General features: G+C 63.3%; 21 protein-coding genes and 2 pseudogenes. 21 read left to right on the top strand and 2 right to left on the bottom strand.

The features are described from left to right. Nucleotides 1–6: 6 nt before the first annotated feature. The 10 genes from HBA99_RS23190 (at nt 7) to HBA99_RS23145 (ending at nt 8,996) form a co-directional block, all read left to right on the top strand. Entirely contained in the window at nt 7–933 is a 927-nt protein-coding gene (locus HBA99_RS23190) for a class I SAM-dependent methyltransferase (protein ID WP_030097422.1), read from the top strand. Between the two features lie 10 nt (nt 934–943). Continuing rightward, a complete protein-coding gene (locus HBA99_RS23185) occupies nt 944–1,870 on the top strand; it encodes a class I SAM-dependent methyltransferase (RefSeq protein WP_030097421.1) in 927 nt (308 codons plus the stop codon). A gap of 78 nt (nt 1,871–1,948) precedes the next feature. Continuing rightward, complete coding sequence (locus tag HBA99_RS23180) at nt 1,949–2,245, top strand: hypothetical protein (RefSeq protein ID WP_030097420.1); 297 nt, start codon at nt 1,949–1,951, stop codon at nt 2,243–2,245. Between the two features lie 12 nt (nt 2,246–2,257). Then, the gene (locus tag HBA99_RS23175) at nt 2,258–3,838 is read left to right on the top strand and encodes a hypothetical protein (protein ID WP_057965544.1); all 1,581 of its coding nucleotides are present in this window, start codon (nt 2,258–2,260) and stop codon (nt 3,836–3,838) included. Further along, nucleotides 3,835–4,509, top strand: a complete 675-nt coding sequence (locus HBA99_RS23170; protein WP_070916044.1) for a hypothetical protein — start codon at nt 3,835–3,837, stop codon at nt 4,507–4,509. The genes HBA99_RS23175 and HBA99_RS23170 overlap by 4 nt, the downstream gene beginning before the upstream one ends. A 41-nt stretch (nt 4,510–4,550) precedes the next feature. After that, nucleotides 4,551–5,576: a glutathione S-transferase family protein gene (locus HBA99_RS23165; protein WP_064409920.1), complete on the top strand. Its 1,026-nt coding sequence runs from the start codon at nt 4,551–4,553 to the stop codon at nt 5,574–5,576. Between the two features lie 99 nt (nt 5,577–5,675). Next, the gene (locus HBA99_RS23160) at nt 5,676–6,764 is read left to right on the top strand and encodes a Re/Si-specific NAD(P)(+) transhydrogenase subunit alpha (protein ID WP_070951865.1); all 1,089 of its coding nucleotides are present in this window, start codon (nt 5,676–5,678) and stop codon (nt 6,762–6,764) included. 2 nt (nt 6,765–6,766) lie between these two features. Beyond that, nucleotides 6,767–7,084 (top strand): NAD(P) transhydrogenase subunit alpha part 2, encoded by a 318-nt coding sequence (locus HBA99_RS23155; protein WP_030097415.1) that lies wholly within the window; start codon nt 6,767–6,769, stop codon nt 7,082–7,084. Further along, on the top strand, nt 7,081–8,526 hold the full coding sequence (locus HBA99_RS23150) for an NAD(P)(+) transhydrogenase (Re/Si-specific) subunit beta (RefSeq protein ID WP_070922353.1): 1,446 nt from the start codon (nt 7,081–7,083) through the stop codon (nt 8,524–8,526). Before HBA99_RS23155 ends, HBA99_RS23150 begins: the two co-directional genes overlap by 4 nt. Nucleotides 8,527–8,615: 89 nt before the next feature. After that, nucleotides 8,616–8,996 carry a hypothetical protein gene (locus HBA99_RS23145; RefSeq protein ID WP_070951866.1) on the top strand — a complete coding sequence of 127 codons (381 nt, stop codon included), beginning with the start codon at nt 8,616–8,618 and terminating at the stop codon, nt 8,994–8,996. Here the strand turns inward: HBA99_RS23145 and HBA99_RS23140 are convergent. Further along, nucleotides 8,993–10,150: a low temperature requirement protein A gene (locus tag HBA99_RS23140; protein ID WP_070951867.1), complete on the bottom strand. Its 1,158-nt coding sequence runs from the start codon at nt 10,148–10,150 to the stop codon at nt 8,993–8,995. The two genes, HBA99_RS23145 and HBA99_RS23140, sit on opposite strands and share 4 nt — an antisense overlap. 151 nt (nt 10,151–10,301) lie before the next feature. Between HBA99_RS23140 and HBA99_RS23135 the strand changes: the two genes are divergently transcribed. The 3 genes and pseudogenes from HBA99_RS23135 to HBA99_RS23125 all read left to right on the top strand — a co-directional run. Beyond that, complete coding sequence (locus tag HBA99_RS23135) at nt 10,302–10,988, top strand: TetR/AcrR family transcriptional regulator (RefSeq protein WP_070951868.1); 687 nt, start codon at nt 10,302–10,304, stop codon at nt 10,986–10,988. A gap of 13 nt (nt 10,989–11,001) precedes the next feature. Continuing rightward, complete coding sequence (locus HBA99_RS23130; RefSeq protein ID WP_070951869.1) at nt 11,002–11,919, top strand: alpha/beta fold hydrolase; 918 nt, start codon at nt 11,002–11,004, stop codon at nt 11,917–11,919. A 4-nt stretch (nt 11,920–11,923) separates the two neighbouring features. Then, nucleotides 11,924–12,394 (top strand): annotated as a pseudogene (locus HBA99_RS23125) (SRPBCC family protein); the annotation flags it as partial. Nucleotides 12,395–12,442: 48 nt separating this feature from the next. Here HBA99_RS23125 and HBA99_RS23120 read toward each other — a convergent pair. Continuing rightward, nucleotides 12,443–13,122 (bottom strand): annotated as a pseudogene (locus HBA99_RS23120) (GntR family transcriptional regulator). A 104-nt stretch (nt 13,123–13,226) separates the two neighbouring features. Here HBA99_RS23120 and HBA99_RS23115 point away from each other — a divergent pair. The 8 genes from HBA99_RS23115 to HBA99_RS23080 all read left to right on the top strand — a co-directional run bounded on the left by HBA99_RS23115 (nt 13,227) and on the right by HBA99_RS23080 (nt 23,063). Continuing rightward, nucleotides 13,227–14,033, top strand: a complete 807-nt coding sequence (locus HBA99_RS23115; protein ID WP_070951871.1) for an enoyl-CoA hydratase-related protein — start codon at nt 13,227–13,229, stop codon at nt 14,031–14,033. An 11-nt stretch (nt 14,034–14,044) separates the two neighbouring features. Beyond that, entirely contained in the window at nt 14,045–15,634 is a 1,590-nt protein-coding gene (gene fadD5 / locus HBA99_RS23110) for a fatty-acid--CoA ligase FadD5 (protein WP_070951872.1), read from the top strand. Between the two features lie 220 nt (nt 15,635–15,854). Continuing rightward, entirely contained in the window at nt 15,855–17,387 is a 1,533-nt protein-coding gene (locus HBA99_RS23105) for an MlaD family protein (protein WP_070952401.1), read from the top strand. After that, nucleotides 17,384–18,439: an MCE family protein gene (locus HBA99_RS23100; protein ID WP_070951873.1), complete on the top strand. Its 1,056-nt coding sequence runs from the start codon at nt 17,384–17,386 to the stop codon at nt 18,437–18,439. Before HBA99_RS23105 ends, HBA99_RS23100 begins: the two co-directional genes overlap by 4 nt. Continuing rightward, nucleotides 18,432–19,478 (top strand): MlaD family protein, encoded by a 1,047-nt coding sequence (locus HBA99_RS23095; RefSeq protein WP_070951874.1) that lies wholly within the window; start codon nt 18,432–18,434, stop codon nt 19,476–19,478. Before HBA99_RS23100 ends, HBA99_RS23095 begins: the two co-directional genes overlap by 8 nt. Beyond that, on the top strand, nt 19,475–20,608 hold the full coding sequence (locus HBA99_RS23090) for an MCE family protein (protein ID WP_070951875.1): 1,134 nt from the start codon (nt 19,475–19,477) through the stop codon (nt 20,606–20,608). The genes HBA99_RS23095 and HBA99_RS23090 overlap by 4 nt, the downstream gene beginning before the upstream one ends. Further along, nucleotides 20,605–21,813, top strand: coding sequence for an MlaD family protein (locus HBA99_RS23085; protein WP_070951876.1), 1,209 nt, complete (start codon nt 20,605–20,607; stop codon nt 21,811–21,813). The genes HBA99_RS23090 and HBA99_RS23085 overlap by 4 nt, the downstream gene beginning before the upstream one ends. Next, nucleotides 21,810–23,063 (top strand): MlaD family protein, encoded by a 1,254-nt coding sequence (locus tag HBA99_RS23080; RefSeq protein WP_070951877.1) that lies wholly within the window; start codon nt 21,810–21,812, stop codon nt 23,061–23,063. The genes HBA99_RS23085 and HBA99_RS23080 overlap by 4 nt, the downstream gene beginning before the upstream one ends. Nucleotides 23,064–23,067: the final 4 nt, after the last annotated feature.

The raw sequence follows: 23,067 nt of genomic DNA, 5'->3' as shown, positions 1-23,067 counted from the left end.
GACGCCATGACAGACGTCGAGGATAAGAACTGGTCGCGCAGCGAGGGGGATTCCTGGGACATTGTGTCCAGCGTGGGGTACACCGCGTTGGGGGTCAGTGCGCAGCGTGCCGTGGAGAGCGAGCGACCGGACGCGCTGATCGTCGACCCGTTCGCCAAGCATTTCGTGCTCGCAGCGGGAGAACCGCATTTGATCGATACGATCACCAAACGCGATGTGCCCCGGGCCTCCCCGTTCGAGTATCTGCGTGGGATGGGTATGCGCAGCCGGTTCTTCGATGAATTCTTCCTGGATGCCGCCGCCTCTGGCATCCGGCAAGCCGTCATCCTTGCCGCCGGATTGGACGCACGGGCACATCGGCTGCCCTGGCCCGCCGGGGTCACGGTCTACGAGCTGGATCAGCCAGAGGTCTTGGCCTTCAAGGACCGGGTGTATGCCGAGCAGGGCGCAGCGCCGACCAGTGATCGTCGGGCGGTGGCCGTGGACCTGCGTGATGACTGGCCGGCCGCGCTCAAGGAGGCTGGATTTGATCCCAGCCAGCCCACCGCATGGTCAGCCGAAGGACTGCTGCCGTATCTGCCTGCCGTCGCGCAGGAACTGTTGTTCGAGAGGATTGTTGAGTTGTCGGCCCCCGGCAGTCGTGCCGCGATCGAGGGCCCCACGGGCGTGCTGGGCGTGAGTCAATTCGCCAAGGTCGAGCAGAAGTACCGATCCGAGAAGGACACCTTCGGCAAGATCGACATCACCGAGCTGTTCTACGACGAGGAGAAGACACCGCCCGTCGAGTGGTTCTCCACACGAGGATGGAACACGCTGGGGGTGGACATGTTTGATCTGGCAGAACGCTATGGCGTGCAGTATCCGGAAGTCCCCGAGGACATCCGGGAGCTCGCCGGTTCGATGCATTACCTGACCTGCACACTGCCTGCTTGAAAGGAACGTTATGACCAATATCGAGGACAAGGACTGGTCGCGCAGCGAGGGCGATTCCTGGGACATTGTGTCGAGCGTCGGGTTCACCGCCCTGGGCGTCGCGGCGGCTCGCGCGGTCGAGAACGCGCAGCCTGATCCCCTGGTGCGCGACGAGTACGCGGAGCATTTCGTGCGGGCCGCCGGTGAGCCGCATCTGATTGGGCTGCTGGACAATCCCGATGCCCAGGCGCTGAACCCGACGACCGCATTTCGCCAGATCGGTCTTCGTAGCAGGTTTTTCGACGAATTCTTCGTAAACGCAACCAAGTCCGGCTGCACGCAGGCAGTGATCCTCGCTGCCGGGCTGGATGTGCGGGCGCATCGGTTGCCGTGGCCGGAAGGCACCAAGGTCTTCGAGTTGGATCAGCCCAAGGTGCTGGAGTTCAAGGACCGTGTGCTGGCCGAACAGGGCGCCACCCCCACGAGTGACCGGCGTGAGGTCATCGTGGACCTGCGCGACGATTGGCCTGCCGCTCTACTCGCCGCAGGCTTCGACCCTGAGGCTCCGACGGCGTGGTCGGCGGAGGGCTTGATCGTCTACCTGCCGTCTGCGGCACAGGATCTGCTGTTCGAGCGGGTTGCCGCGCTCTCGGCGCCGGGCAGCCAGGTTGCCGTGGAAGCCACGCGCGGCCGGCCCGATATCGCCAAGTGGGGTGAGGTCCAGAAGAAGTACGCCGACGATAGCCATCCCATGTCGAAGGTGGACATCAGTTCGTTGTTCTACGACGAAGAGCGGGCTGACGTCGCAGAGTGGTTCGCCGCGCGCGGGTGGACGGTGCACGGCGCACATGCGCTGGAACTGGCTGCGGCCTACGGAATCGACATTCCGGATCTGCCGCAGGACGTCGTCGAACTCATCGAGCAGGGCAACTACCTCACCGCTGCTCTGCCGCGCTAAGTGGTCTATCCCCAAGGGGTGGTTGGGCCACCGGTTCCGGGCTAACATGCGGAAAGGGCATGTCTGGAGGGGGAGCCCATGAAGATCGACCCGGTAGCTACGGAGAAATGCGCGGCACAACTCGACGCAACGGATACCCATGTCGAGTTCGCCAAGGGAAAGTTGCGTGCCACGGAGGGCAAGGACCTCGGTGACCTGAGCGATGCCATGAACGCTGCGCGGAGCCGGGTGTCCGGCGCGCTCAGCACGGTTACCGCTGTGCAAAAAGAGATCTCGCAGAACATCCGGTCGTGCACCAAGGCGCTTGTCGAGATGGATCAGCGCAATGCGGGCAATCTCAGCGACACCGGAATCAAGTTTCCGGTGCTCAACTAGGGCCGGCGCGCGATGACGCTGGGTGACACGCAAAAACAGCTGGAGCAGGTAATCGCCGACCTGCGACAGATCGGCGAGATCACCGTGAGCACGGTCTGGCCGATAGCGCGCAAGGTCGTCAGTGCTGTCCGGAAGGTCATCGCGGTGGCCACCGAGCCACCTCCTCCGGACCCGGCGACCGTGCGCGAGGTAGCCGCTCGCTGGCGGGAAATGGCGCCCGCTATGGGGGAATGGCACGCCAACGATGTTCAGCAGGCTCAGAACACGATCCCCGAAACGGTGTGGGGGCGTACGCCGGGTGATCCGTACGGTGAGACGACCGGGGATAAGGCGCGCACCAGCATCGCGAACTTCAAGACACGATCCACGACGATCGGTCCGGCCGCTACCGGGGTGGCAGCCTCGCTCGACACGTTTGGCGGGTCGATGGAGAAGGCGCGGGAACGGTGGCATAACGCATTCGCCTCGCTCAAGGACGACGTCGACTGGGGCAACATCCCCAAGGCGCCATGGGACGCCATCCCATATGTCCGGAAGCTTGTGGGCGATGTCGTGCACGGTGTCGAAGAACTCGCGGGCGCGTATGGGGACGCCGACAAGGCGGTGAACACCGCGAAGGGTGAACTCGGGAAAGCGGTGGAGGGCATAACGCTGCCCGACCACACCTCCGTGGCGGCAGGTGCGATCGGTTCGGTCAACAATTGGTCCGGCGTCAAGGACGATCCGGATGGTCATAAGGACGGAACCGGTTTGCGGCCGGGCGTGCAGGAGCGCGCAGATGCCAACCTGGCGGCGATGAGCCCCGAGGATCGCGCCAAGGCGCAAGCGATGCTCGACAACGCGAAGGATGAGGCCCGACGGAACTGGATCATCTCCGCCCTCGCGCGGGGCGGGGATATTAATACGCTGCAACGCTTCTCGGACAAGTTGGCGCTCATGGACGATCAGCAGGTGCGTGAGCTTGACCCGGTGGAGTACGCGAAGAATCATCCGGGCGTCCTGACGCAACCCGATGGCACCACCTGCGGGTCTTCCTCGCTTGTTGTCGCCAAGATGATCAACGATCCGGTGTACGCGATGAAGATGCTCACGGGATATGACGCGACCGGGTCCGAACCGCCACAGTCTGGACAATCGATAACCAGCGCCGAGGTCACATCCAAGTTCGCGGATGAAGCCAAGAAGATGCACGATTCGACGAACAACGCGATCGTCCCGGGTTGGGGCACGACCTGGCCCGAGTCGTTGGGGACACCCCCGGGAGGCGCCGCTGATGAGATGGGCAAGCCCGGCGGTCCTGGTGTCCCGGGCAGCGCGTATCGATTCGAGGTGGCTAATCCGCTGGGCCCGTCTGGGGACTATCAGGCGATCACAGCGGCTGTCCAGTCCGGTCAGTCAGTTCCGCTGTTCGTCGGCAGCGGAGTGAACGGGCACATCGTCTTGGTGACAGGAATGCAGGGCGACTCACTGGAAATCTACGAGCCCTCTTCTGGACAGAAGATGACAATCCCGAAGGATGATTTCGTCAACAACCGAATATCGTTCGGTGGAGAAACGCGCTATCGGCCATGGGGTGAGGTGATCCCGAAGTGAAGGTCCTACGACTTTCACCGGCGCTGTTGCTGGTTTTCGTGCTGGCCGCGTCGTGTCCTAAGCATCCCGAGAACTTTGAGCCGAACAGTGTTGACTCGGCGCGATCTGCCCGGCTGACGGCGGATGCCTGGCTTGCTCCCGCCAAGGCGTACCACGCCTCGTACAACGGGCTGAACAACATCTCACGTGAGTCGGTGGTCAGGACTGCGTCTTTCACACACGGCGATCCATTGGACGTTGTCACCCGAGAGACACGGAAGGCCCTGCAGAACGGATGGGTGCTGACCTATGTCCACTGCGGCTCTGTGGCGAGGCCCATGTCGTCGGCAAGCGCACCCCAGACCTTGCCGGGTGTTGAAGTAAATCTCGAGAAGTCGTCGGCCGACCCCGAAAATGCCGCCATGGCACAGCTGACGGCCTACCGTGTGGAGCCGGACCCGGATGGGCAGGGAACGGTCAACATGGAGATCAACGCTTTCGCCCAGTATCACTCGGATAGGGGTTGGCCGAATCTGCCGGGCGTCGCGATGGATACCACGTGCCTGGTGATACCTGGTGCGCCCAGTGCAGGCTCCAATACGACGTCGGCATTTCCATCGGGAATCGTCCAAGGCGTCAAGGGTGGCCATCCGCTGAACGAGAAGGGCGAACCTGACGGATCGGCCGGCTGAAGGACGTCGCCTCGAATGCTGACGGTGCCAGACTGGAGTGTGTGAGCCAGAACCCGGAGAACACCAAGTACGTCGAGCCCGGTGAGTTCAAGCGGGATACCAACTACATCAATACGCGGATCACGGCAGACGGCCGCGACGGCTATCCGGTAGAGCCTGGGAGGTACCGGCTCGTCGCCGCGCGTGCCTGTCCCTGGGCGAACCGGACGCTCATCGTCCGTCGCCTCCTCGGTTTGGAAGACGTTTTATCTCTCGGGCTTTGTGGCCCCACGCACGACAAGCGCAGCTGGACTTTCGATCTGGATCCGGGTGGTGTCGATCCCGTCCTGGGTATCCACTTCCTGCGCGATGCCTATCTCAAGCGGTATCCGGACTATCCCCGCGGCATCACCGTGCCCGCCATCGTGGAAGAGGCCACCGGCGAGGTCGTGACCAACGACTACGCGCAGATGACGCTGGATTTCTCCACTGAATGGGTTGAGTATCACCGGCCGGGTGCGCCACAGCTGTATCCCGAGGCGCTGCGCACCGAAATCGACGAGGTGAACCGCCGCGTCTACACGGAGGTCAACAACGGCGTCTATCGCTGCGGTTTCGCCGGAGGCCAGGATGCCTACGACGCCGCTTACGATCGCCTGTTCACCGCACTCGATTGGTTGTCGGAAAGGCTTGCCGGACAGAGATATTTGGTGGGGGACACCATCACCGAGGCGGACGTTCGGCTGTTCACCACGTTGGCCCGGTTCGATCCGGTGTACCACGGGCATTTCAAGTGCAATCGCCAGAAGCTGAGCGAGATGCCGGTGCTGTGGGCGTACACGCGGGATCTGTACCAAACACCGGGCTTCGGTGACACCGTCGATTTCGGGCAGATCAAGGAGCACTACTACGTGGTGCACACCGATATCAACCCCACTCGGATTGTCCCGAAGGGGCCGGATCTGAGTGGCTGGCTTACCCCGCATGGACGCGAGACACTGGGGGGCAGACCGTTCGGGGATGGCACCCCGCCGGGGCTGCCGAGAGAGTCGGAACGCGTGCCAGATCACGGTCCTTGCCCTGGTTAACGACCTTTGCAGGATTTACAAAAACGGAAGACTTGTTAACAAGCATGCCTTTCCTTAGTATCCGTCGGCATGCTGCACCACAGGGTGAAGGGCGAGTAGATGACCGATCAACCAGTCACTATCGGAGTTGTCCGGGAGTCGGGTGAGGACGAGCGCCGCGTTGCGCTGGTGCCCAAGGCGATCGCCGGCCTGATTGGCAAGGGTGTGAACGTCGTCATAGAAAGCGGTGCCGGCGAGCGCGCGCTACTGCCCGACGAGCTGTACACCGAGGCCGGTGCAAGTGTGGGTGACGCCTGGTCTGCCGATGTCGTCGTCAAGGTTGCGCCGCCCTCGCCCGCCGAGGTTGCTCGCCTGCGTGAAGGGCAGACCCTCATCGGCTTCCTGGCGCCGCGCAATGCCGACAACAGCATCGGTGCGCTCAAGAGCGCGGGCGTGCAAGCCTTTGCCGTGGAGGCCATTCCGCGCATCTCCCGTGCACAGGTGATGGACGCGCTGTCGTCACAGGCCAACGTTGCCGGGTACAAGTCCGTGCTCGTGGCGGCCACCGAATCGACCCGCTTCTTCCCGATGCTCACCACGGCCGCCGGAACCGTCAAGCCCGCGCTGGTACTGGTGCTCGGTGTCGGTGTGGCCGGTCTGCAGGCCCTGGCCACGGCCAAGCGGCTCGGCGCGCGTACCACCGGCTACGACGTTCGCCCCGAGGTGGCAGATCAGGTCCGCTCGGTAGGTGCCCAGTGGCTCGATCTCGGCATCGATGCGGCCGGTGAGGGCGGCTACGCCCGCGAGCTCACCGAGGAAGAGCGTCAGAAGCAGCAGCAGGCGCTGGAAGAGGCCATCAAGGGATTCGACATCGTCATCACCACGGCGCTCGTGCCCGGGCGTCCGGCCCCGCGTCTGGTGACCGCAGCGGCGGTCGAGGGCATGAAGCCCGGCTCTGTCGTCGTGGATCTCGCGGGGGAGACCGGCGGCAACTGTGAACTGACCGAGCCCGGTCAGACCGTCGTGAAGCACGGTGTGACGATCGCGTCGCCCCTCAACCTGCCGGCCACCATGCCCGAGCACGCCAGCGAGCTGTATGCCAAGAACATCACGTCCGTTCTCGAACTCCTCATCAAGGACGGCGCTCTGGCACCGGACTTCGATGATGAGATCGTCGCGGGCTCCTGCGTTACCCGGGAGGTCTCCTAGACATGTACGGACAGCTATTGGCCAACATCGCGATCCTGGTGCTTGCCGGGTTCGTTGGATTCGCCGTTATCTCCAAGGTGCCCAACACCTTGCACACCCCATTGATGTCCGGCACCAACGCCATTCACGGCATCGTGGTGCTGGGTGCGCTGATCGTGCTGGGCAATCTGCCCGCCGACGCCAGCTGGGGCACCCGGATCATCGCGTTCGTCGCGCTGATCTTCGGAACCCTGAACGTGATCGGTGGCTTCTTGGTGACCGACCGCATGCTGGGCATGTTCAAGTCGAAGAAGCCTGAGCAGAAAGAGGCGGCCAAGTGAGCACCGAAAGCCTCAACTACCTCGTCGATGTTCTCTACATCGCCGCGTTCGCCCTCTTCATTTACGGTCTGTCCGGCCTGACCGGGCCCAAGACCGCAGTGCGCGGCAACTGGATTGCCGCCGTCGGTATGGGAATCGCGGTACTGGCCACGCTGATCAAGGTGAGCGAGAGCGCCACCACGCTGGACTGGATTCTGATCGGTGCCGGTTTGGGTATCGGTGTCGTACTGGGCATTCCGCCGGCGCTGAAGACCAAGATGACCGCCATGCCGCAGCTGGTGGCGTTGTTCAACGGTGTCGGTGGTGGCACCGTGGCTCTTATCGCCTGGTCGGAATTCATTGAGACGAAGGGCTTTTCGGAGTTCAAGCCGGATCAGTCGCCGACCGTGGCGCTGGTGGTGGGATCGCTGTTCGCCGCGGTCATCGGCTCGGTGTCTTTCTGGGGCTCGCTGGTGGCCTTCGCCAAACTGCAGGAGTCCATCCCGAAGAACGTCGAGAAGCGGCTTGTCGCTTCCGCCAAGCTTTTCCAGGCCTCCAACATCGTGCTGCTGCTGGCCGCGGTCGGCGCTGCCGTCTACATCGGGCTGCACCCCGGACTGCCGGTCTGGTGGATCGTCGCGGTACTGGTCTTCGCCGGTGTGATGGGTCTGTTCGTGGTGTTCCCCATCGGTGGCGCCGATATGCCGGTGGTCATCTCACTGCTCAACGCGATGACCGGTTTGTCTGCCGCCGCCGCAGGTCTGGCGCTGAATAACACCGCGATGATTGTCGCCGGCATGATCGTGGGCGCCTCCGGCTCGATCCTGACCAACCTGATGGCCGTCGCGATGAACCGGTCGATTCCGGCCATCGTGTTCGGCTCGTTCGGTGGCGGTGACACCGCGGCCGCCGCTGGCTCGGCCGAACAGGGCACGGTCAAGGCGACGTCTGCGTCCGACGCAGCGATCCAGATGGCCTACGCCAACCAGGTGATCGTGGTGCCCGGTTACGGTCTGGCCGTCGCGCAGGCCCAGCACACCGTCAAGGAGATGGCTGATCTGCTGGAGAGCAAGGGTGTTGAGGTCAAGTACGCCATTCACCCGGTCGCCGGCCGCATGCCCGGCCACATGAACGTGCTGCTCGCCGAGGCCGACGTCGAGTACGACGCCATGAAGGAAATGGATGACATCAACGGCGAGTTCAACCGCACCGATGTCACCATCGTGATCGGCGCCAACGATGTCACCAACCCGGCGGCGCGTAACGACCCGTCCAGCCCGATTCACGGCATGCCGATCCTGAACGTCGACGAGTCGCGCTCGGTGATCGTGCTGAAGCGTTCGATGAGCTCGGGCTACGCCGGTATCGAGAACCCGCTGTTCTTCCAGCCGCAGACCTCGATGCTGTTCGGGGATGCCAAGAAGTCGGTGTCCGCGGTCATCGAGGAGCTTAAGGCGCTGTAGCCCAACCTCTTTGTCGTCGAATGGGAACCTCACGCGGAAATCCAGCCGGAAATCCTCGTGAGGTTCCCATTCGGCGTATGAAGGGGTTTATGCGTTGGCCGCTGGTCGCACTCGTGGTGGCGTGGGCCGCGTTTGCTCCGGTGGCCGCAGCGGAGCCGCATGACTGTGCTTCGGTCGATCGCGCGCGGGTACAGATGCGGGGACTCTCGCAGCAGAACGGGGTCGCGGTGCGTCAGACCGCTGTCGCGCGAAACCGGGCGATTGCCGCGCTGCTACGCACGGCAGCGCGCGACACGGCCGACCTGACAGTGCAAAGCCGCGCCCTGGACGCCGCGGCGGCTGCGCAGAACTACGCCGACGTGATGGCCGCCGCGACCTCCGTGGACGGGGTGCTCGCGCCGCCCGGCGAAGATATGGCCCGCGCCGTCAACACCATGGCCGCGTTGGAAGCCGTCTGCCCGGTGCGTTAACGGGAGGGCTCGGTGTCCTCGACACGCCGCCAGGTGACCAGTGCGGCGGCCAGTGCCGCCAACCCGGCCAGCCAGTACAACGGGTGCGGCAGTGATGAAACCAACACTGCCACAAAGGCAATCGCCGGTAGCCCGATATTCAGGATGGTGTCGCGGCGTTGCAGGAGCAGCACCAGCCACGCCAGCACCAGATAGATGGCGAACGGGACCGTGATCGTGAAGGCCGCAACGGTGGGACTTAGGTGACTCTTGCCGAGCCCCTCGTCGACGGCGATCTCGAATCCCGCCGACAGCGCGGCAACGGCGGCGAAGATGAAGTAGTGGCTGTAACCCCACAGCAGGGTCGACCGCAGGGACGTGTCCTTGCACTCTTGTTCCTGATCGAAGTAGATCCACCACACCGCGGCCACGATGAGCAAGGCCGACGCCGCGATGCCGATCATGGTGCCGGTGTGATCGGCTTCCTCGGCGCCGCCGATGATCGAGTTCGCCGAGGCCAGGATGGATTCACCGAGCACGATCAGGGTGAACAGTCCGTAGCGCTCCGCGATGTGCTCGGGGTGCCACGTAGTCGGGGCCACGCGCTCGGCGAACACGGGCACCGACATATCGGCCAGTGCGATCACCACGAACAGTGGTATGCGCAGATGCTCCGGTGCGAACAGCCCCCAGCAGACCCATGCCGCCTGGACGACGGTAATGCCGGCCGCGTAGCGCAGGCAGGTGGCACGCGTGGTGGGATCGCTGATGGCGGCACGCACCCATTGACTGCCCGCGGCGATGCGCATGAGCACGTAGCCACCGATGGCGATGCCGAAGTCGGCCCCTGTCATCGCGCGCTCGACACCTGCCGCGACGGTGAGCGCCCCGGCCATCTGGACGATCACCGTCACCCGGTAGAGCCAGTCGTCGGTGTCGAAGGCGCTGGCGAACCAGGTGAAGTTCATCCACGCCCACCAGATGGCGAAGAAGCCGATCGCATACCCGGCGAGTCCCTCGGCGAAATGACCTTCGGCCCAGAAATGGTGCAGGGTTCCGGAGGCGCGGGACACCGCGACCACGAAGACGAGGTCGAAGAGCAGTTCTAGCGGGGTGGCTGCGCGATGCGGCTGTGCGGGATCGCGTGCCACCATGGCCCGCAGGCCACTGATCATGTGGTTACCTACCGGTGTCGGAGGAGCGATGGACGCAGGCAGCTTAACGTGCTTTTGGCGACAGAGCCGGCGAACATCGGGCCTCACTAATCCAACCAGTTGATCGGGATTCCGTCCGCGTGGGGAAACCCTGCGCATATAGTGAGGCACCATGCAACCGGTCCCCGCTGCCTCGAAGGCAGGCAATTCCTCGCAGCGCCGTGCTGGCCGCCGCGAGGAATTGGTGGCGGTGGCGTCCAAGTTGTTCGCAGCGCGCGGTTATCACGGCACCAGGATGGACGATATCGCCGATGTCGCTGGCCTGAACAAGGCGACGGTGTACCACTACTTCGCTTCGAAGGCGCTCATCCTGTACGAGATCTACTTCAAGGCCGCCGAGGAGACGCTGGCCTGCCTGCAGGACGATCCGAGATGGACGGCGCGTGAGTCGCTGTATCAATGCACGAGCCGCATGCTCGCGCTCATCTTCTCGAACCGCGAACAGGGGGCGGTGTACTTCCAGGAGAACCCGTTCCTTTCCGAATGGCTCTCACCCGAGCAGGTCGCCGAGATCCGCAAGCGCGAGGACATGGTGCAGGAGCGGGTGCAGAACATCATCGAGCGGGGCATCGCCAGCTCCGAGTTCGTCGAGTGCGACTCGCATGTCATGGCGCTCGGTTACATCGGAATGGTTCTCGGCTCCTATCGGTGGCTCAATCCGAGTGGTCGCCGCAGCGCTCAGGAGATCGCTGTGGAGTTCAGCACCACGCTGTTGCGGGGGCTGATTCGGGACGAGGCAACTCGGATCAACGATCCGTTGGGTGTGGCGACGACGACGTCTGCTGACGGCACCCTGTAGCGACGGACGTGTAGTGGCCGCTGATTCCATCCTGACCTTGGACCTGCCCAATGTCAGACTGCAGGCCCTGTCCTGGGGTCCGCACGACGGTCCGCTGCTGATCTGCGGACACGGTTTTCCCGACTCTGCTCACACCTGGCGTCTGTTGGGCCCGAGATTGGCCGCAGACGGGTGGCGCGTGGTGGCGCCGTTCACCCGTGGTTACTCGCCCAGTGAAATCCCGGCCGACGCCGAGTACGGCGTGGGCGCGCTGATGCAAGACATCATCGACATCCACACAGTGCTGGGCGGTGACGAGCGCGCGGTGTACATCGGCCACGACTGGGGCGCGCTGGTCGGTAATGCCCTCGCCCGCAGCGGCCTGTCGCCGTTTGCCCGCATCGTCACCATGGCCGTGCCACCATTTGAGGTTCTCGGCTCCAGTTTCGCCTCGATCGGGCCGATCGGCTGGCCAGGTGTACTCGGGCGCCAGCTGTTGATGAGTTGGTACACGTTGTTCCACCAGATCCCGGTACTGCCGGAGTTGTTGTTGCCCTGGCTACTTCGGCTGTACTGGCGGCGGTGGTCGCCGGGATACGACGCGCACGCCGATCTGCAGTACACCGGTGAGGCGATGCTCCAGAAGGGGAACCGCAGGGCAGTCATTGGCTACTACCGCGCAAACATCGGGCGGGCCCTGGTTCCGGCGCGGAAGTACTGGAAGACCCAACGATCCCTCCTGGACGGCGCACGCACCCCACTGCTCTATCTGCATGGTCGTGCTGACGGGTGCATGACGCCGCGACTGGTAGAGTCTGCGCGCCCCGATCTGCCCGACCGCAGCGTTGAAATCATCGATGGCGGTGGACATTTCGTGCATCTGGAATGCCCGGATGTGGTGTATGAGCTCGTGCGTGAGTTCCTGCGCCCGCCCACTACGAAGGTAGAGTGAACTAATGCCAGTCGTCAGTCAGACCGTCGAGGTGGCCGCGCCTCCGCAGGTGATCGTCTCCATTGTCACCAACTATGAGGCCTACCCCGAGTGGAACAAGGAGATCACCAGCGTCGAGATTCTGGATCGCCTCCCCGACGGCCGCCCCCGCATCGTGCGGTTGAAGGTGGAGATGACGGGCATGGCCTCGACCAACGTCGCCGAGATCGCCTACCTCAACGCTGCTCAGGTGGCGACGCGGCTGCTGGAAAGCGACATCTTCGAGAAGCAGGAACAGACGTTTTCGATCGTTCCGATGGGGCCCACCTGCCTGCTCACGGTCGATATGGATGTCGAGACCAAGCTGCCGATCCCCAAGCCAATGGTGAAGAAGCTTGCCAACCAGGTCCTCGAGCATCTGGCCGAGGGGCTGAAGAACAGGGCCGAGCAGATCGCGTCGGGAGCTGTCGTGCCGCAGCAACCGCCGGCACCTGCCCCGGCCAATCAGCCCCAGCCGGGCCACCAGCCCCCGGCAAGCCCGCATCTACCCCCCGGACCACATCCCGGCGCGGTCTAGGTACTCGATCAATCGGCGGGCACCGTCGATGAACTGAACCTCGGTCTGGGCTACTACCTCAGTGGCGTCACCAGCGCGCAGGGCGGCGATGAGCTTGTCGTGCGCGCTGACTGCGTGCCGCGTCCATTCGGCGTCAGATGCGAAGAGTAGGTGCGGGGTGTACCGCGTCGCCTGTAGCAGGAACCAGGCCAGCTTGGGGCGATTGGCCACGTGATTGAGAAATCTGTGAAACTCGAACTCCGCCACGGAGATTGATTCAGGCGCACTCGCATGGCGAAGCACGTCATTTAGGTCTGCCAGGGTGTCGATTTGCTCCGGGCCGATGCGCTCCGCGGCAGTCTTCGCCAACTCCACGGCAAGGTGTGATTGTTGCGCGAAAATGTCTTCGATATCGGCTCGGCTCAGTGGGGCGGCCATGTAACCGCGATGCGGGACGGCCTCGACCAGTCCTTCGCCGCGCAGCGTCAATAGCGCCTCACGTACCGGCGTGACGCTGACACCCAGCTGAGCCGCCGTCTCGTCCATCCGAATGTACTCACCCCCGGGCGCAATTCGCCTGTCATGATCGAGGCGCGTAGTCGGCCGGCAACCTCCTCGGATAGCTGCGGCCTACGGATCTCGCGGATCTGGGCCCGGGGAGCATTCATCCGATTCGCCTGCCATTTCCATGTGTGGTGACGCACTTGCATCTAAAGTCATATCAAATATATTTGACCGGACGCGACGAAGCGACAACCCAGGAGGCAGCGACTTGAGTCCCCATGAATCGGTCGGCGCACCTGATGTAGCCGCCGACGGTGGCATCATGCGGATCACGTTCACCAGGCCCGATCGGATGAATGCCCTCAACGGGCCGGCCACCGCGGGCTTGATCGAGGCGTTGGAATCTGTCCACGAGCGCAGCGACATCCGGGTTGTCGTCATCAGTGGGGGAGCACCCGGGAACGCGTTCACGGCGGGCGCCGATGTCGCCGAGCTGGCGGCCGGAGCCGGCGACCTGACGCCGCTGCAAGCCGCCGAACAGACGATGGACAACGCCGAACGGTTGGTGCGCGCGGTTCTCAATTGTCCGGTGCCCACCATCGCGGAAGTCACGGGCGCTGCCGCCGGTATCGGCGCGTCGGTGGGTCTGGCGTGCGACCTGATCTACGCCGCCGACACGGCCTTCTTTCTGATGGCCTTCGCGAACATTGGGCTCATGCCCGATGGCGGATCGAGTGCCTTGGTCTCGGCCTCCATCGGCCGGGTGAAGGCCAATGCGATGGCGCTGCTGGCCCAGCCGCTCCATGCTGCCGACGCCTATGCGGCCGGACTGGTCAACGAGGTGCTGCCCGGGGATCAGCTGCGCGAGCGCGTCGACAAATCGGCGCGCAAGTTGGCCCATGGTTCCCGTCGCGCGATGCAGCTGACCAAGGAAGCCATGAATTCGGTGTCACTCAAGCTCTTCGACGAGGCCATTGCACGTGAGCGTGAGGGGCAGATCGAACTGTTGACCTCACCCGACGCCCAAGAAGGCTTCGCCGCCTTCCTTGAGGGCCGCCGCCCCAATTTTAGTTAGTAGGAGAATCTGTGACCGACACGATTGATGTGACCACCTTGCCCACCAGCCTTGATCAGCCTTACCGCGCACGTCGGCAGAACTGGTGTAACCAGCTGGCTCGGCACGCGCTCATGCAGCCCAATGCCACAGCGATTCGATATCTCGGGCGCAGCATCTCCTGGGGTGAGCTGAACCAGCGTGTGCAATCACTTGCCGATGCGCTGTCGCGCCGCGGAGTCGGATTCGGGGATCGCGTGCTCATCCTCATGCTCAACCGCCCCGAATATGTCGAATCATGGCTGGCCATTAACGAACTCGGAGCCATCGCCATTCCGGTGAACTTCCGCATGACTCCGCCGGAAGTCGCATTCCTGGTCGAGAACAGCGGGGCCAAGGTCGCTATCACCGAGACGGTCCTGGCGCCGGTGGCAGCCGCGGTGCGCCAGCAAGTGCCCGCGCTGGAGACGGTCATTGTCGCGGGCTCGGGATCCGAGGACGGTGCTCTCGGATACGAAGAGGTCATTGCCGAAGACGGCGAAGCCCATGCTGAGGTGGATCTGCCCGGGGATTCTCCCGCGCTCATCATGTACACCTCGGGCACGACGGGCCGCCCCAAGGGGGCGGTGCTGACCCATCTCAATCTGTCCGGACAGGCGATGACATACCTGTTGAGCACCACCGTCGACTTGAACTCGGATGTGGGATTCATCGGGGTCCCCATGTTCCACATCGCGGGCGTGGGGAACATGATCACCGGATTGCTGTTGGGTTTACCCACGGTCATTCACCCCCTTGGCGCCTTCGATCCGGGTGCTCTGCTGGACGTTTTGGAGTCGGAGGGCGTCACCGGGATCTTCCTGGTGCCGGCTCAATGGCAGGCCGTTTGTGCGGCGCAACGGGCAAACCCCCGCAAGGTCAAGCTCAAGACGCTCTCCTGGGGTGCGGCCCCGGCGAGCGATGTGTTGCTGCGGACGATGTCCGAGACGTTCCCCGACGCGAGAATTCTGGCCGCGTTCGGGCAGACCGAGATGTCGCCGGTGACCTGCATGCTCATGGGGGAGGACGCAATCCGGAAGATGGGCTCCGTCGGACGGGTGATTCCCACGGTTGCCGCACGCGTCGTGGACGAGAACATGAACGATGTGCCGGTCGGTGAGGTAGGGGAGATCGTCTACCGGGCGCCGACGCTGATGCAGGGCTACTGGAACAACCCCGAGGCGACCGCCGACGCCTTCACGGGTGGCTGGTTCCACTCCGGCGACCTGGTACGCCAGGATGCGGACGGCTTCATGTGGGTGGTGGACCGCAAGAAGGACATGATCATCTCCGGCGGCGAGAACATCTACTGCGCCGAGGTGGAGAACGTTCTGGCCGAGCATGATCAGATCGCTGAGGTGGCGGTGATCGGCAGGCCGCATGAGAAGTGGGGCGAGGTGCCGGTGGCCGTGGCGGCCATCCACGGGGAAGCCCTGACCATCGGTGATCTCGATGGCTTCCTCACTGAGCGGCTGGCCCGTTATAAGCACCCCAAGGACCTCGTGGTCGTGGACGCGTTACCGCGCAACCCCTCGGGCAAGGTCCTCAAGACCGAGCTGCGCAAGCAGTTCGGTGGCAGTTGATAGCAAACATGAATCTGGATTCAGAAAAGTTGGGTAAAGCGTAATACGTAGAACTGTACGTCATGTACATTCCTGTAATCGCCGTCACATCGGAGGGGTTGGCGTGACCGAACCTGTAGATCTTTGCAGGCCACGTTTGCTGACGAAAGGGACCTGGTGATGTCTCGGATGCTGTGGTGGCGCCGAACCGACGTGCGCCCAGATGCCGAAGGAGGTCTGTGTGCCGAACTCCTTTGAGACCGACGGCCGCGGCCCGTCGGACCGCCAGCTCCTCCTGTGCGGTGTGGCGATCGCTCTGGTGGCCGCCCTGATAGGCACGGCCTTGGTCATCAAGTCGACGGGCCGGTTCAACAACTACGTGCGGGTGGTAGCGGAACTCACGAACGTGGGAGACGGCCTTCCCGCGAAGTCGGACGTCAAATTCCAGGGCGTGCTCGTGGGTTCGGTCAACGATCTGACCCCCTCGCAGCGCGGTCGGCCCAATGTCGTGCACATCGATCTGAAATCCGATCTGGCGCATACGATTCCACGAACGGTCACTGCCAGGGTGGTTCCCAGTAACGTCTTCGCGGTCTCCTCGGTGGAGCTTGTGGACCACGGCCCCGGTGCGGCGATCACCAATGGAACCGTCATCGGCGAGGACACTGAACTCCCGACGGTGCTGTTCCAGACGACCATCAGCAAGCTGCGCGACATCCTCCTGGCCAACGGGCGCGGTCGCGATGACGATTCGGTGGGCATCTTCGCCGTCATCGCCGCGGCGACCGAGGGTCGGCGTGCGACCCTGTTGAACGCGGCCGGCCAACTGACCAGGATCATCGATCAACTCAACGATATCGTCGCGACGGATACGGGCCCGTCGACCCTTTCCGCGCTCCTGAACGCGACCAAGGGGCTGCAGACAACCGCGCCGGAGCTCGTCGATGCGTTACATCAGGCGGTTAAGCCCATGCAGACGCTGGCCGAAAGGCGGGACCAGCTAGAGACTCTGCTCAGCGCCGGATTGCACACCACCGGCACCGTCCGGCAGTCGTTGGATAACCAGACCGACCGGCTGATCGACATCACCACCAAGCTGACCCCGGTCGTCGGTGTGCTCGCGCAGAACTCCGTGCACTTCCTCCCGATCGCGGCACGACTGAAGGTGTTCTCGGACAAGTTCTTCAGCGATGTGTGGGATTCCGAAAAGGACACGGTGAAGTTTCGTGTGATCGCCTCGCTCACGCCGTCGACGATGTACACCCGCGCCGACTGCCCGCGATACGGTGAGCTGAAGGGGCCGAGCTGCTACACCGCACCCGAGCTGGTGGTGCGCCCCGATCTCCCCGAAGTACTACTGCCGCAGAACTTCAAGCCACCGCCCGATCTTGCGCCGCCGCCAGGAACCGAGGTCGGTCCGGACGGGAATTTGATCGTTACCGGCCCGCCACTGCACAATCCGTCCCCGAATTTGCAGGATCCCAACCCGCCGTTGCCGTGGTGGCAGCCCAATCCGTCACCGCGTGTCCCCGGCACCGCTGATCCCGATGATGCCGAACCGCCGCCACTGCCAGTCGGTGCCGCTCCCGCTGCCACCGCGCCGGCCTCGTTCGGTGGCGCCGTTGGGCCGATCGGTAGCACGACCGAACGCGAGCAGCTGGGCATGATCACCGGAAGCGCGGCAACCTCGTCCACCCAGCTGCTGCTGGGGCCGGTCGCGCGCGGCACCAAACCCGTTGTCGCCCAGCAGGTCCAGGCGGGGGGACGGCGATGAAGTTTCGTGGACCGTTGATTGGTCTGTCGGTGTTCATGGTGATCGCGGTGGCGATGACGTGGCTGGTGTACGCCACCCTGCGCCGCGAGGTCGCCGGATCCACCTACGACTATGCCGCGATGTTCACCGATGTCACCGGGTTGCGCGATGGGGATGACGTGCGTGTGGCTGGTGTTCGGGTCGGGCGCATTGAATCGGTCGCGATCGACGGTGATCTGGCCAAGGTGGAGTTCCGGGTACAGACCGAGCAGCCGTTGTACGGCAACACGATTGCGACGATCACGTACCAGAACATTGTTGGTCAGCGTTATCTGGGACTCTCCCTGGGCAAGACGGGCAGCACCGATCGGCTCAAGCCGGGCAGCGTGATTCCCGTGGAACAGACGGAGCCATCCTTCGACATCGGCTTGCTGTTGCACGGATTTGAACCTCTTTTCAGCGTGCTTGATCCCACTGAGGTGGACAACCTCACCGACGGTGTCGTCAAGTCGCTGCAAGGGGACAGCGGCTCGATCGTCGGCCTGGTCGACCAGACGTCGCAGCTCACCGAGACCTTCGCGGGCCGCGACAAGGTTCTCGACGAGGTGATCACCAACCTCAATGGTCTGACGAAAACCCTTGCCGGGCAGAATAAAAATCTGGATACCGTGTTGACGCATACGCGTGAGATGGTGGCAATCCTGGACAACCGGCGGGCGGGGTTGGTGGATTCGATCGGTTCGACGGGTTTCGCGGTACGTCGATTGTCGAAAATCTCAGACTCTGTGTATCCGCAGCTGAACGAAATACTTTACCGACAACCGGGATTCGTCGGTCACCTGAACGCCATAGAACCGCAGCTGGCGTTTACCGGCGCCAATCTGCCGCTACTCCTCAAGGGTGTCGCGCGCACCACCCAAGAAGGCGCCTTCATCAACGGATACGTCTGCGACTTCAACATCACCGGTTTTTTCCCCGGACTCAACGACATCGTTCCGATCATCGTGAATGCCGCCACCCCTGGTAACAAGGCTCAATACACTCCGAAATGCAGGAACCTGGCAGATGGATAAACCCACAGTGTGGCAGCGTATTTCGCGGCGCCCGGTTGAGACGTATAACAAGATCTGGTTGGGCGCCATCGCGCTGGCGGTGATTGGTTCCCTGGTGGGGGCGATGCTGCTGGTGAAGGCGATTGGCATCGGCTATAGCCACTACACCGGCGAGTTCTTGCAAGCGGCATCGCTGCAACCGGGTGCCCATGTGTCGTATGCGGGGGTCCCGGTGGGGAACGTCACGAGTGTCGAGCTGGCGGGCGACCATATCGAAGTCGGCATGCGAGTACGCGACGACATCACCTTGCGTAAGGATGCCAAAGCGTCGATCAAGATCACCACGATTCTCGGCAATCAGTACGTGGAGTTACGCAATGGCGGTGAGGGCGTGTTGCCCAACCGCCGAATCGATCTTGCGCACACCGATGTTCCGTACGACCTACAGGCCACGCTGCAGGACGCAACCTCCACTTTCGAACAGGTAGATGCGGACAAGATCGCGGAGTCGGTGGCGATACTGGGTAAACAGCTCGAGGGCTTACCCGCCGTACTGCCGCAGGCGATGGAGAACATTCAGACCCTGTCGTCGGTGATATCGCATCGCCGCGATCAGATCGGCACGCTGCTGGCCAGTACCGAGTTGGTGTCGGGCACCCTGTACCGGCAACAGAGCGACATCGGCAAGCTGATCATTCAGGGCCGTGATCTGCTCGGCGAGTTCGTTTCTCGGCAGGCGAGTTTTCATTCCATGATGCGCGCGGTGACCGAGCTGACGAACTTCCTGAGCAAGGTGGTGGTCAAGGACAGGCGCGCGGTCGATGCGCTCATCGCCGATGTGAAGACCTTCAGCAATTTGATCGGTGGCCACGATGACTTGTTCCGGAGCATCTTGCAGGTGACGGCGGTCGCCGCACGCAACGTCACCAATCTCACGGGTTACGGAAACACTTTCGAAGTTAGTGCCCCTGCTGGTCTCGCGGTGGATTCGTGGATGTGCGCGATCAGCGGGCGGGCCAAGCAGTTCAACATGATCCCGTACTTCAAGGATTGCCAATGAGCACACCGATAAGCACACGGACGCGGCGAGTCATCTGGATCGCGGGGGCGCTGGCGGTGGTGGTCGCGGTGGTGGTGGCGGCCGTCGGGTGGACCTATGTGCGTGAGCGGATCAACAGACTCACCATCACGGCTCAATTCGAATCGGTCTCCGGCCTCTACCCCGATAACAAGGTGTCGGTGCTCGGCATGCCGATTGGCAAGGTCACGAAGATCACCTCGCGTGGCACCTATATGGAAGTTGAATTCGAAGTCGACTCGAAGGTCAAGGTGCCGGCAGACGCCAAGGCCGTCACGGTGTCCACGTCGATTCTCACCGATCGTCACATCGAACTGACACCGGTGTATCGCGGTGGACCGACGCTCAAGAACGGGGACGTCATCGGGCTGGACCGCACGAAGACGCCCGTGGAGTTTGATCGGGTCCTGGCCATGATCGACAGGCTCGCCAAGGCGATGAAGGGCGACGGCAAGGGCGGCGGCCCGCTGGCGGATGTCGTGAACAACAGCGCCAATGCGTTGTCCGGCAACGGTGAGTTGATGAGGGCATCTCTGGACGAGTTGTCCAAGGCGCTTCGTCTGAGTGCCGACGGCGGTGCGATGACTCGGGATCAGCTGACCAAGATCATCACCCGCCTCAGTTCGCTCTTCGATGCGGCGGCACGTAACGACCAGAACATCCGGGAGTTCTCGTCCCAGGTGCGGCAGTTGTCCCAGGTGCTCGATCAGGAGCAGTTGGGATCCGGCACTACCGGAAAGCAGCTGAATAACATTCTGCTGCAGGCGGGTTCACTGCTAGAGCAGAATCGCGATGCCATTAAGCAGTCTGTGGGTAACTCCAACCAAATCTCCCAGGCGATATATGACAACCGGCGAGAGTTATCGGAGGGGTTCGATCTGCTTCCGCTGATGGCGGACAACGTCTACAACGTCGTAGATCCCGTCAACAACGTGGTGCGTGCCCACTTTCCGGTGGACAGGTTGTTGTTCGACACCCAGGCCGCCAAAGAGATCTGCAATCTGATGGGTCTGCGCCAACTGGGATGCAGCACAGGCACCTTGCAGGACTACGGGCCCGATTTCGGATTGACGTATGTGCTCGACGGTCTCGCGGCGATGGGGCAGAAATGAACAGATGGCAAAGATACGCGGGGCCCGCGGCGGTTCTCGCCGTGCTGCTGACCAGCGGCTGCAGCACGAACGGTCTGGCCAGCCTCCCGCTTCCGGCACCGGGCCTGACGGGTGGTACCTATGGCCTGACGGCAGTGTTCACCAACATCTTGAACCTGCCGTCGCGCGCCAAGGTGAAACTGGGCGGCGCCGACGTCGGCGAGGTCGACTCCATGAGCACCACCAACTACACCGCCGTGGTCACGATGCGGATTCGTTCGGATGTGGAGATTCCCAAGGGGACCACCGTCGAGCTGCGCACCGCGACGCCGCTGGGCGACGTGTTCGCCGCGCTGAAACCTCCGCGCCCCGCGGACCCAAACGCACCCCTCCTGCGCGACGGGGACACGATCGGTCTGGATTCGACAACCGCCGCCGCGACGGTGGAGGCGGTGCTGAGTTCGGCGGCCATCATCGTCAACGGCGGTGCGGTACGTAATCTCACCGGCACGGTCAACGGCCTCGGCCGCGCCACCGGGCCCAACGGTGCGGCGTTCGGCGATCTGATCGGAAAGTCGAACCGGCTGCTGGGCACGCTCAACGCCCGGTCCAGCCAGCTGGATTCCGCGCTGCGGGACACCGCACAGCTTGCCGCTGAAATGAACACGCGGCACGAGACGCTCTCGGAGCTGTTGGTCGCTGCCGCACCTGCCACCGACACCCTGTCTGCCAATGCATCTCATATCGCAGACCTTGCCGACCAGGTGGGTGCGGTGACCAAGCAGCTCTCCAAATTCCCGTCGATCGCGGGTACCGACACCAGCGGCCGCAGCGTCATCGCCGATTTCAATACCCTGGCAGGCTCATTCAACGACATCGCGGTCAGCCCCGATACCAGCCTTGCCGCACTCAATCGGCTGATGCCCCCCATCATCAAGATCATGGCGGGCTCGGCCTTCTCGGCCAGTTTATCGATCGACAAGCTTGCGTTGGGCTCGATACCCGATATCGGTTACCAGGGTGATCCAGGGCTCCACGGCCCGAAGCGCTATGACTGGGCCAAGCTGGTCGGATCGTTCAAGTACACCCTGTGGCGCCTGCAAGAGCGCGTCGTAGGTAAAGGACCCGACGCTCCCGCGATTCCGGTGCGCCCGAGCCCGACCGAGCCCGGCGTCATCGAACCGATACCGGGCGCTGTGCCCGTACCCCAGGGGCCGCCGCGATGATCAACGTAGTGGCCAACACGGTGGTGGACGCCGTGAAGATGGGGCACCGCAACCGCATGTGGTTGTCAGGGCTTGCCCTTCTGGCCACCCTGGTGGTGGCGTGCACCTACCTGGCGGTGGGCGCGTTGCGCGCCAGGGCATTCGCCTCGACCTATGAGGTGTCGATCGAGCTGCCGGAGTCCGGTGGTTTGATCCCCAACCAGGATGTGGCGCTGCGCGGTATGCGGATTGGCCGGGTGGACTCGGTAACGCCATCTCCTCGTGGACCGGTCGCACGGATTCATATCGAATCCGACGTGAAGATTCCGGTGGGGAGCCCGGTGCGCGTGTCCGGGCTTTCTCCCGCGGGTGAGCAGTACGTCGACTTCGCGCCGGTGACGACCACCGGCCCGTACCTGGACAACGGCAGTGTGATCGCCCGCGGGCAGGCAACCGTTCCCGTATCGCTGTCGAAGATGCTTGCCAACGCCGACGGTGCGCTTGCGCAGGCGGATACGCAGAAATTGGAGATCATCAAGAAGGAGCTCCATCTCTCACGCGAGGCGCCGCGCAAGATGACCGACATCATCGACGGCGGCGTGTTCCTTCTGTCGACACTGGATTCGGTGCTTCCGGAAACGGTCAGCGTTCTCAAGAAGAGCCGGGTGACGTTGTCCTCATTCGCGGAGATGAACAATGGCCTTGCCGCCACCACACGGGGCCTGAATCGGTCCCTGAACGGCGTGGCCCGGATGGATGGCGGCTTTCGCACGCTGATCGACAGGGTGCCCGGGCCGTTGGCCACCACCGACGTCGTGTTCGCCGACAACTCCGACACCATGGCGCAGCTGCTGGGGAACCTCACTACGGTGGCGCAGTTGTCCTACGTGCGCGTGCCGGCGCTCAACGCGTTGTTCCCCTCGTACCGCGGATCGGTAATCGAGGCGGTGGGCAACACCTTTTACGACCATGGCGTGTGGGCCACCGCCGATATCTACCCTCGCTACACCTGTGATTACGGATATCCGCGTACCGCGGTATCGGCTGCCGATTACCCGGAGCCGTTCCTGTATGCGGGCTACTGCCGAGATGACGACCCGGCGGTGCTGGTGCGCGGCGCCAAGAATGCCCCCCGGCCGGCCGATGACGATACCGCCAGCCCACCCAAGGGCGCCGATCTAGGTAAGGTGGCCGACCCGACTCCGAAGGGACGCTTCACCATTCCCACACCGTACGGCGGACCGACGCTTCCGATCGAGCCACCCAAGTAGGTGG

It is taken from the genome of Mycobacteroides chelonae (genome assembly GCF_016767715.1).
GTDB lineage: Bacteria > Actinomycetota > Actinomycetes > Mycobacteriales > Mycobacteriaceae > Mycobacterium > Mycobacterium gwanakae.
This window is presented reverse-complemented; position numbering and strand designations above follow the sequence as displayed.

Excerpts from the sequence above, each read along its gene's own strand:
- HBA99_RS23140 (WP_070951867.1), bottom strand. The coding sequence starts at position 10,150 with ATGATCAGTGGCCTGCGGGCCATGGTGGCACGCGATCCCGCACAGCCG.
- HBA99_RS23090 (WP_070951875.1), top strand. The coding sequence starts at position 19,475 with ATGAGCACACCGATAAGCACACGGACGCGGCGAGTCATCTGGATCGCG.
- HBA99_RS23175 (WP_057965544.1), top strand. The coding sequence starts at position 2,258 with ATGACGCTGGGTGACACGCAAAAACAGCTGGAGCAGGTAATCGCCGAC.
- HBA99_RS23160 (WP_070951865.1), top strand. The coding sequence starts at position 5,676 with ATGACCGATCAACCAGTCACTATCGGAGTTGTCCGGGAGTCGGGTGAG.
- HBA99_RS23080 (WP_070951877.1), top strand. The coding sequence starts at position 21,810 with ATGATCAACGTAGTGGCCAACACGGTGGTGGACGCCGTGAAGATGGGG.
- HBA99_RS23185 (WP_030097421.1), top strand. The coding sequence starts at position 944 with ATGACCAATATCGAGGACAAGGACTGGTCGCGCAGCGAGGGCGATTCC.
- HBA99_RS23190 (WP_030097422.1), top strand. The coding sequence starts at position 7 with ATGACAGACGTCGAGGATAAGAACTGGTCGCGCAGCGAGGGGGATTCC.
- HBA99_RS23095 (WP_070951874.1), top strand. The coding sequence starts at position 18,432 with ATGGATAAACCCACAGTGTGGCAGCGTATTTCGCGGCGCCCGGTTGAG.
- HBA99_RS23100 (WP_070951873.1), top strand. The coding sequence starts at position 17,384 with ATGAAGTTTCGTGGACCGTTGATTGGTCTGTCGGTGTTCATGGTGATC.
- HBA99_RS23180 (WP_030097420.1), top strand. The coding sequence starts at position 1,949 with ATGAAGATCGACCCGGTAGCTACGGAGAAATGCGCGGCACAACTCGAC.
- HBA99_RS23135 (WP_070951868.1), top strand. The coding sequence starts at position 10,302 with ATGCAACCGGTCCCCGCTGCCTCGAAGGCAGGCAATTCCTCGCAGCGC.
- HBA99_RS23085 (WP_070951876.1), top strand. The coding sequence starts at position 20,605 with ATGAACAGATGGCAAAGATACGCGGGGCCCGCGGCGGTTCTCGCCGTG.
- HBA99_RS23155 (WP_030097415.1), top strand. The coding sequence starts at position 6,767 with ATGTACGGACAGCTATTGGCCAACATCGCGATCCTGGTGCTTGCCGGG.
- HBA99_RS23145 (WP_070951866.1), top strand. The coding sequence starts at position 8,616 with ATGCGTTGGCCGCTGGTCGCACTCGTGGTGGCGTGGGCCGCGTTTGCT.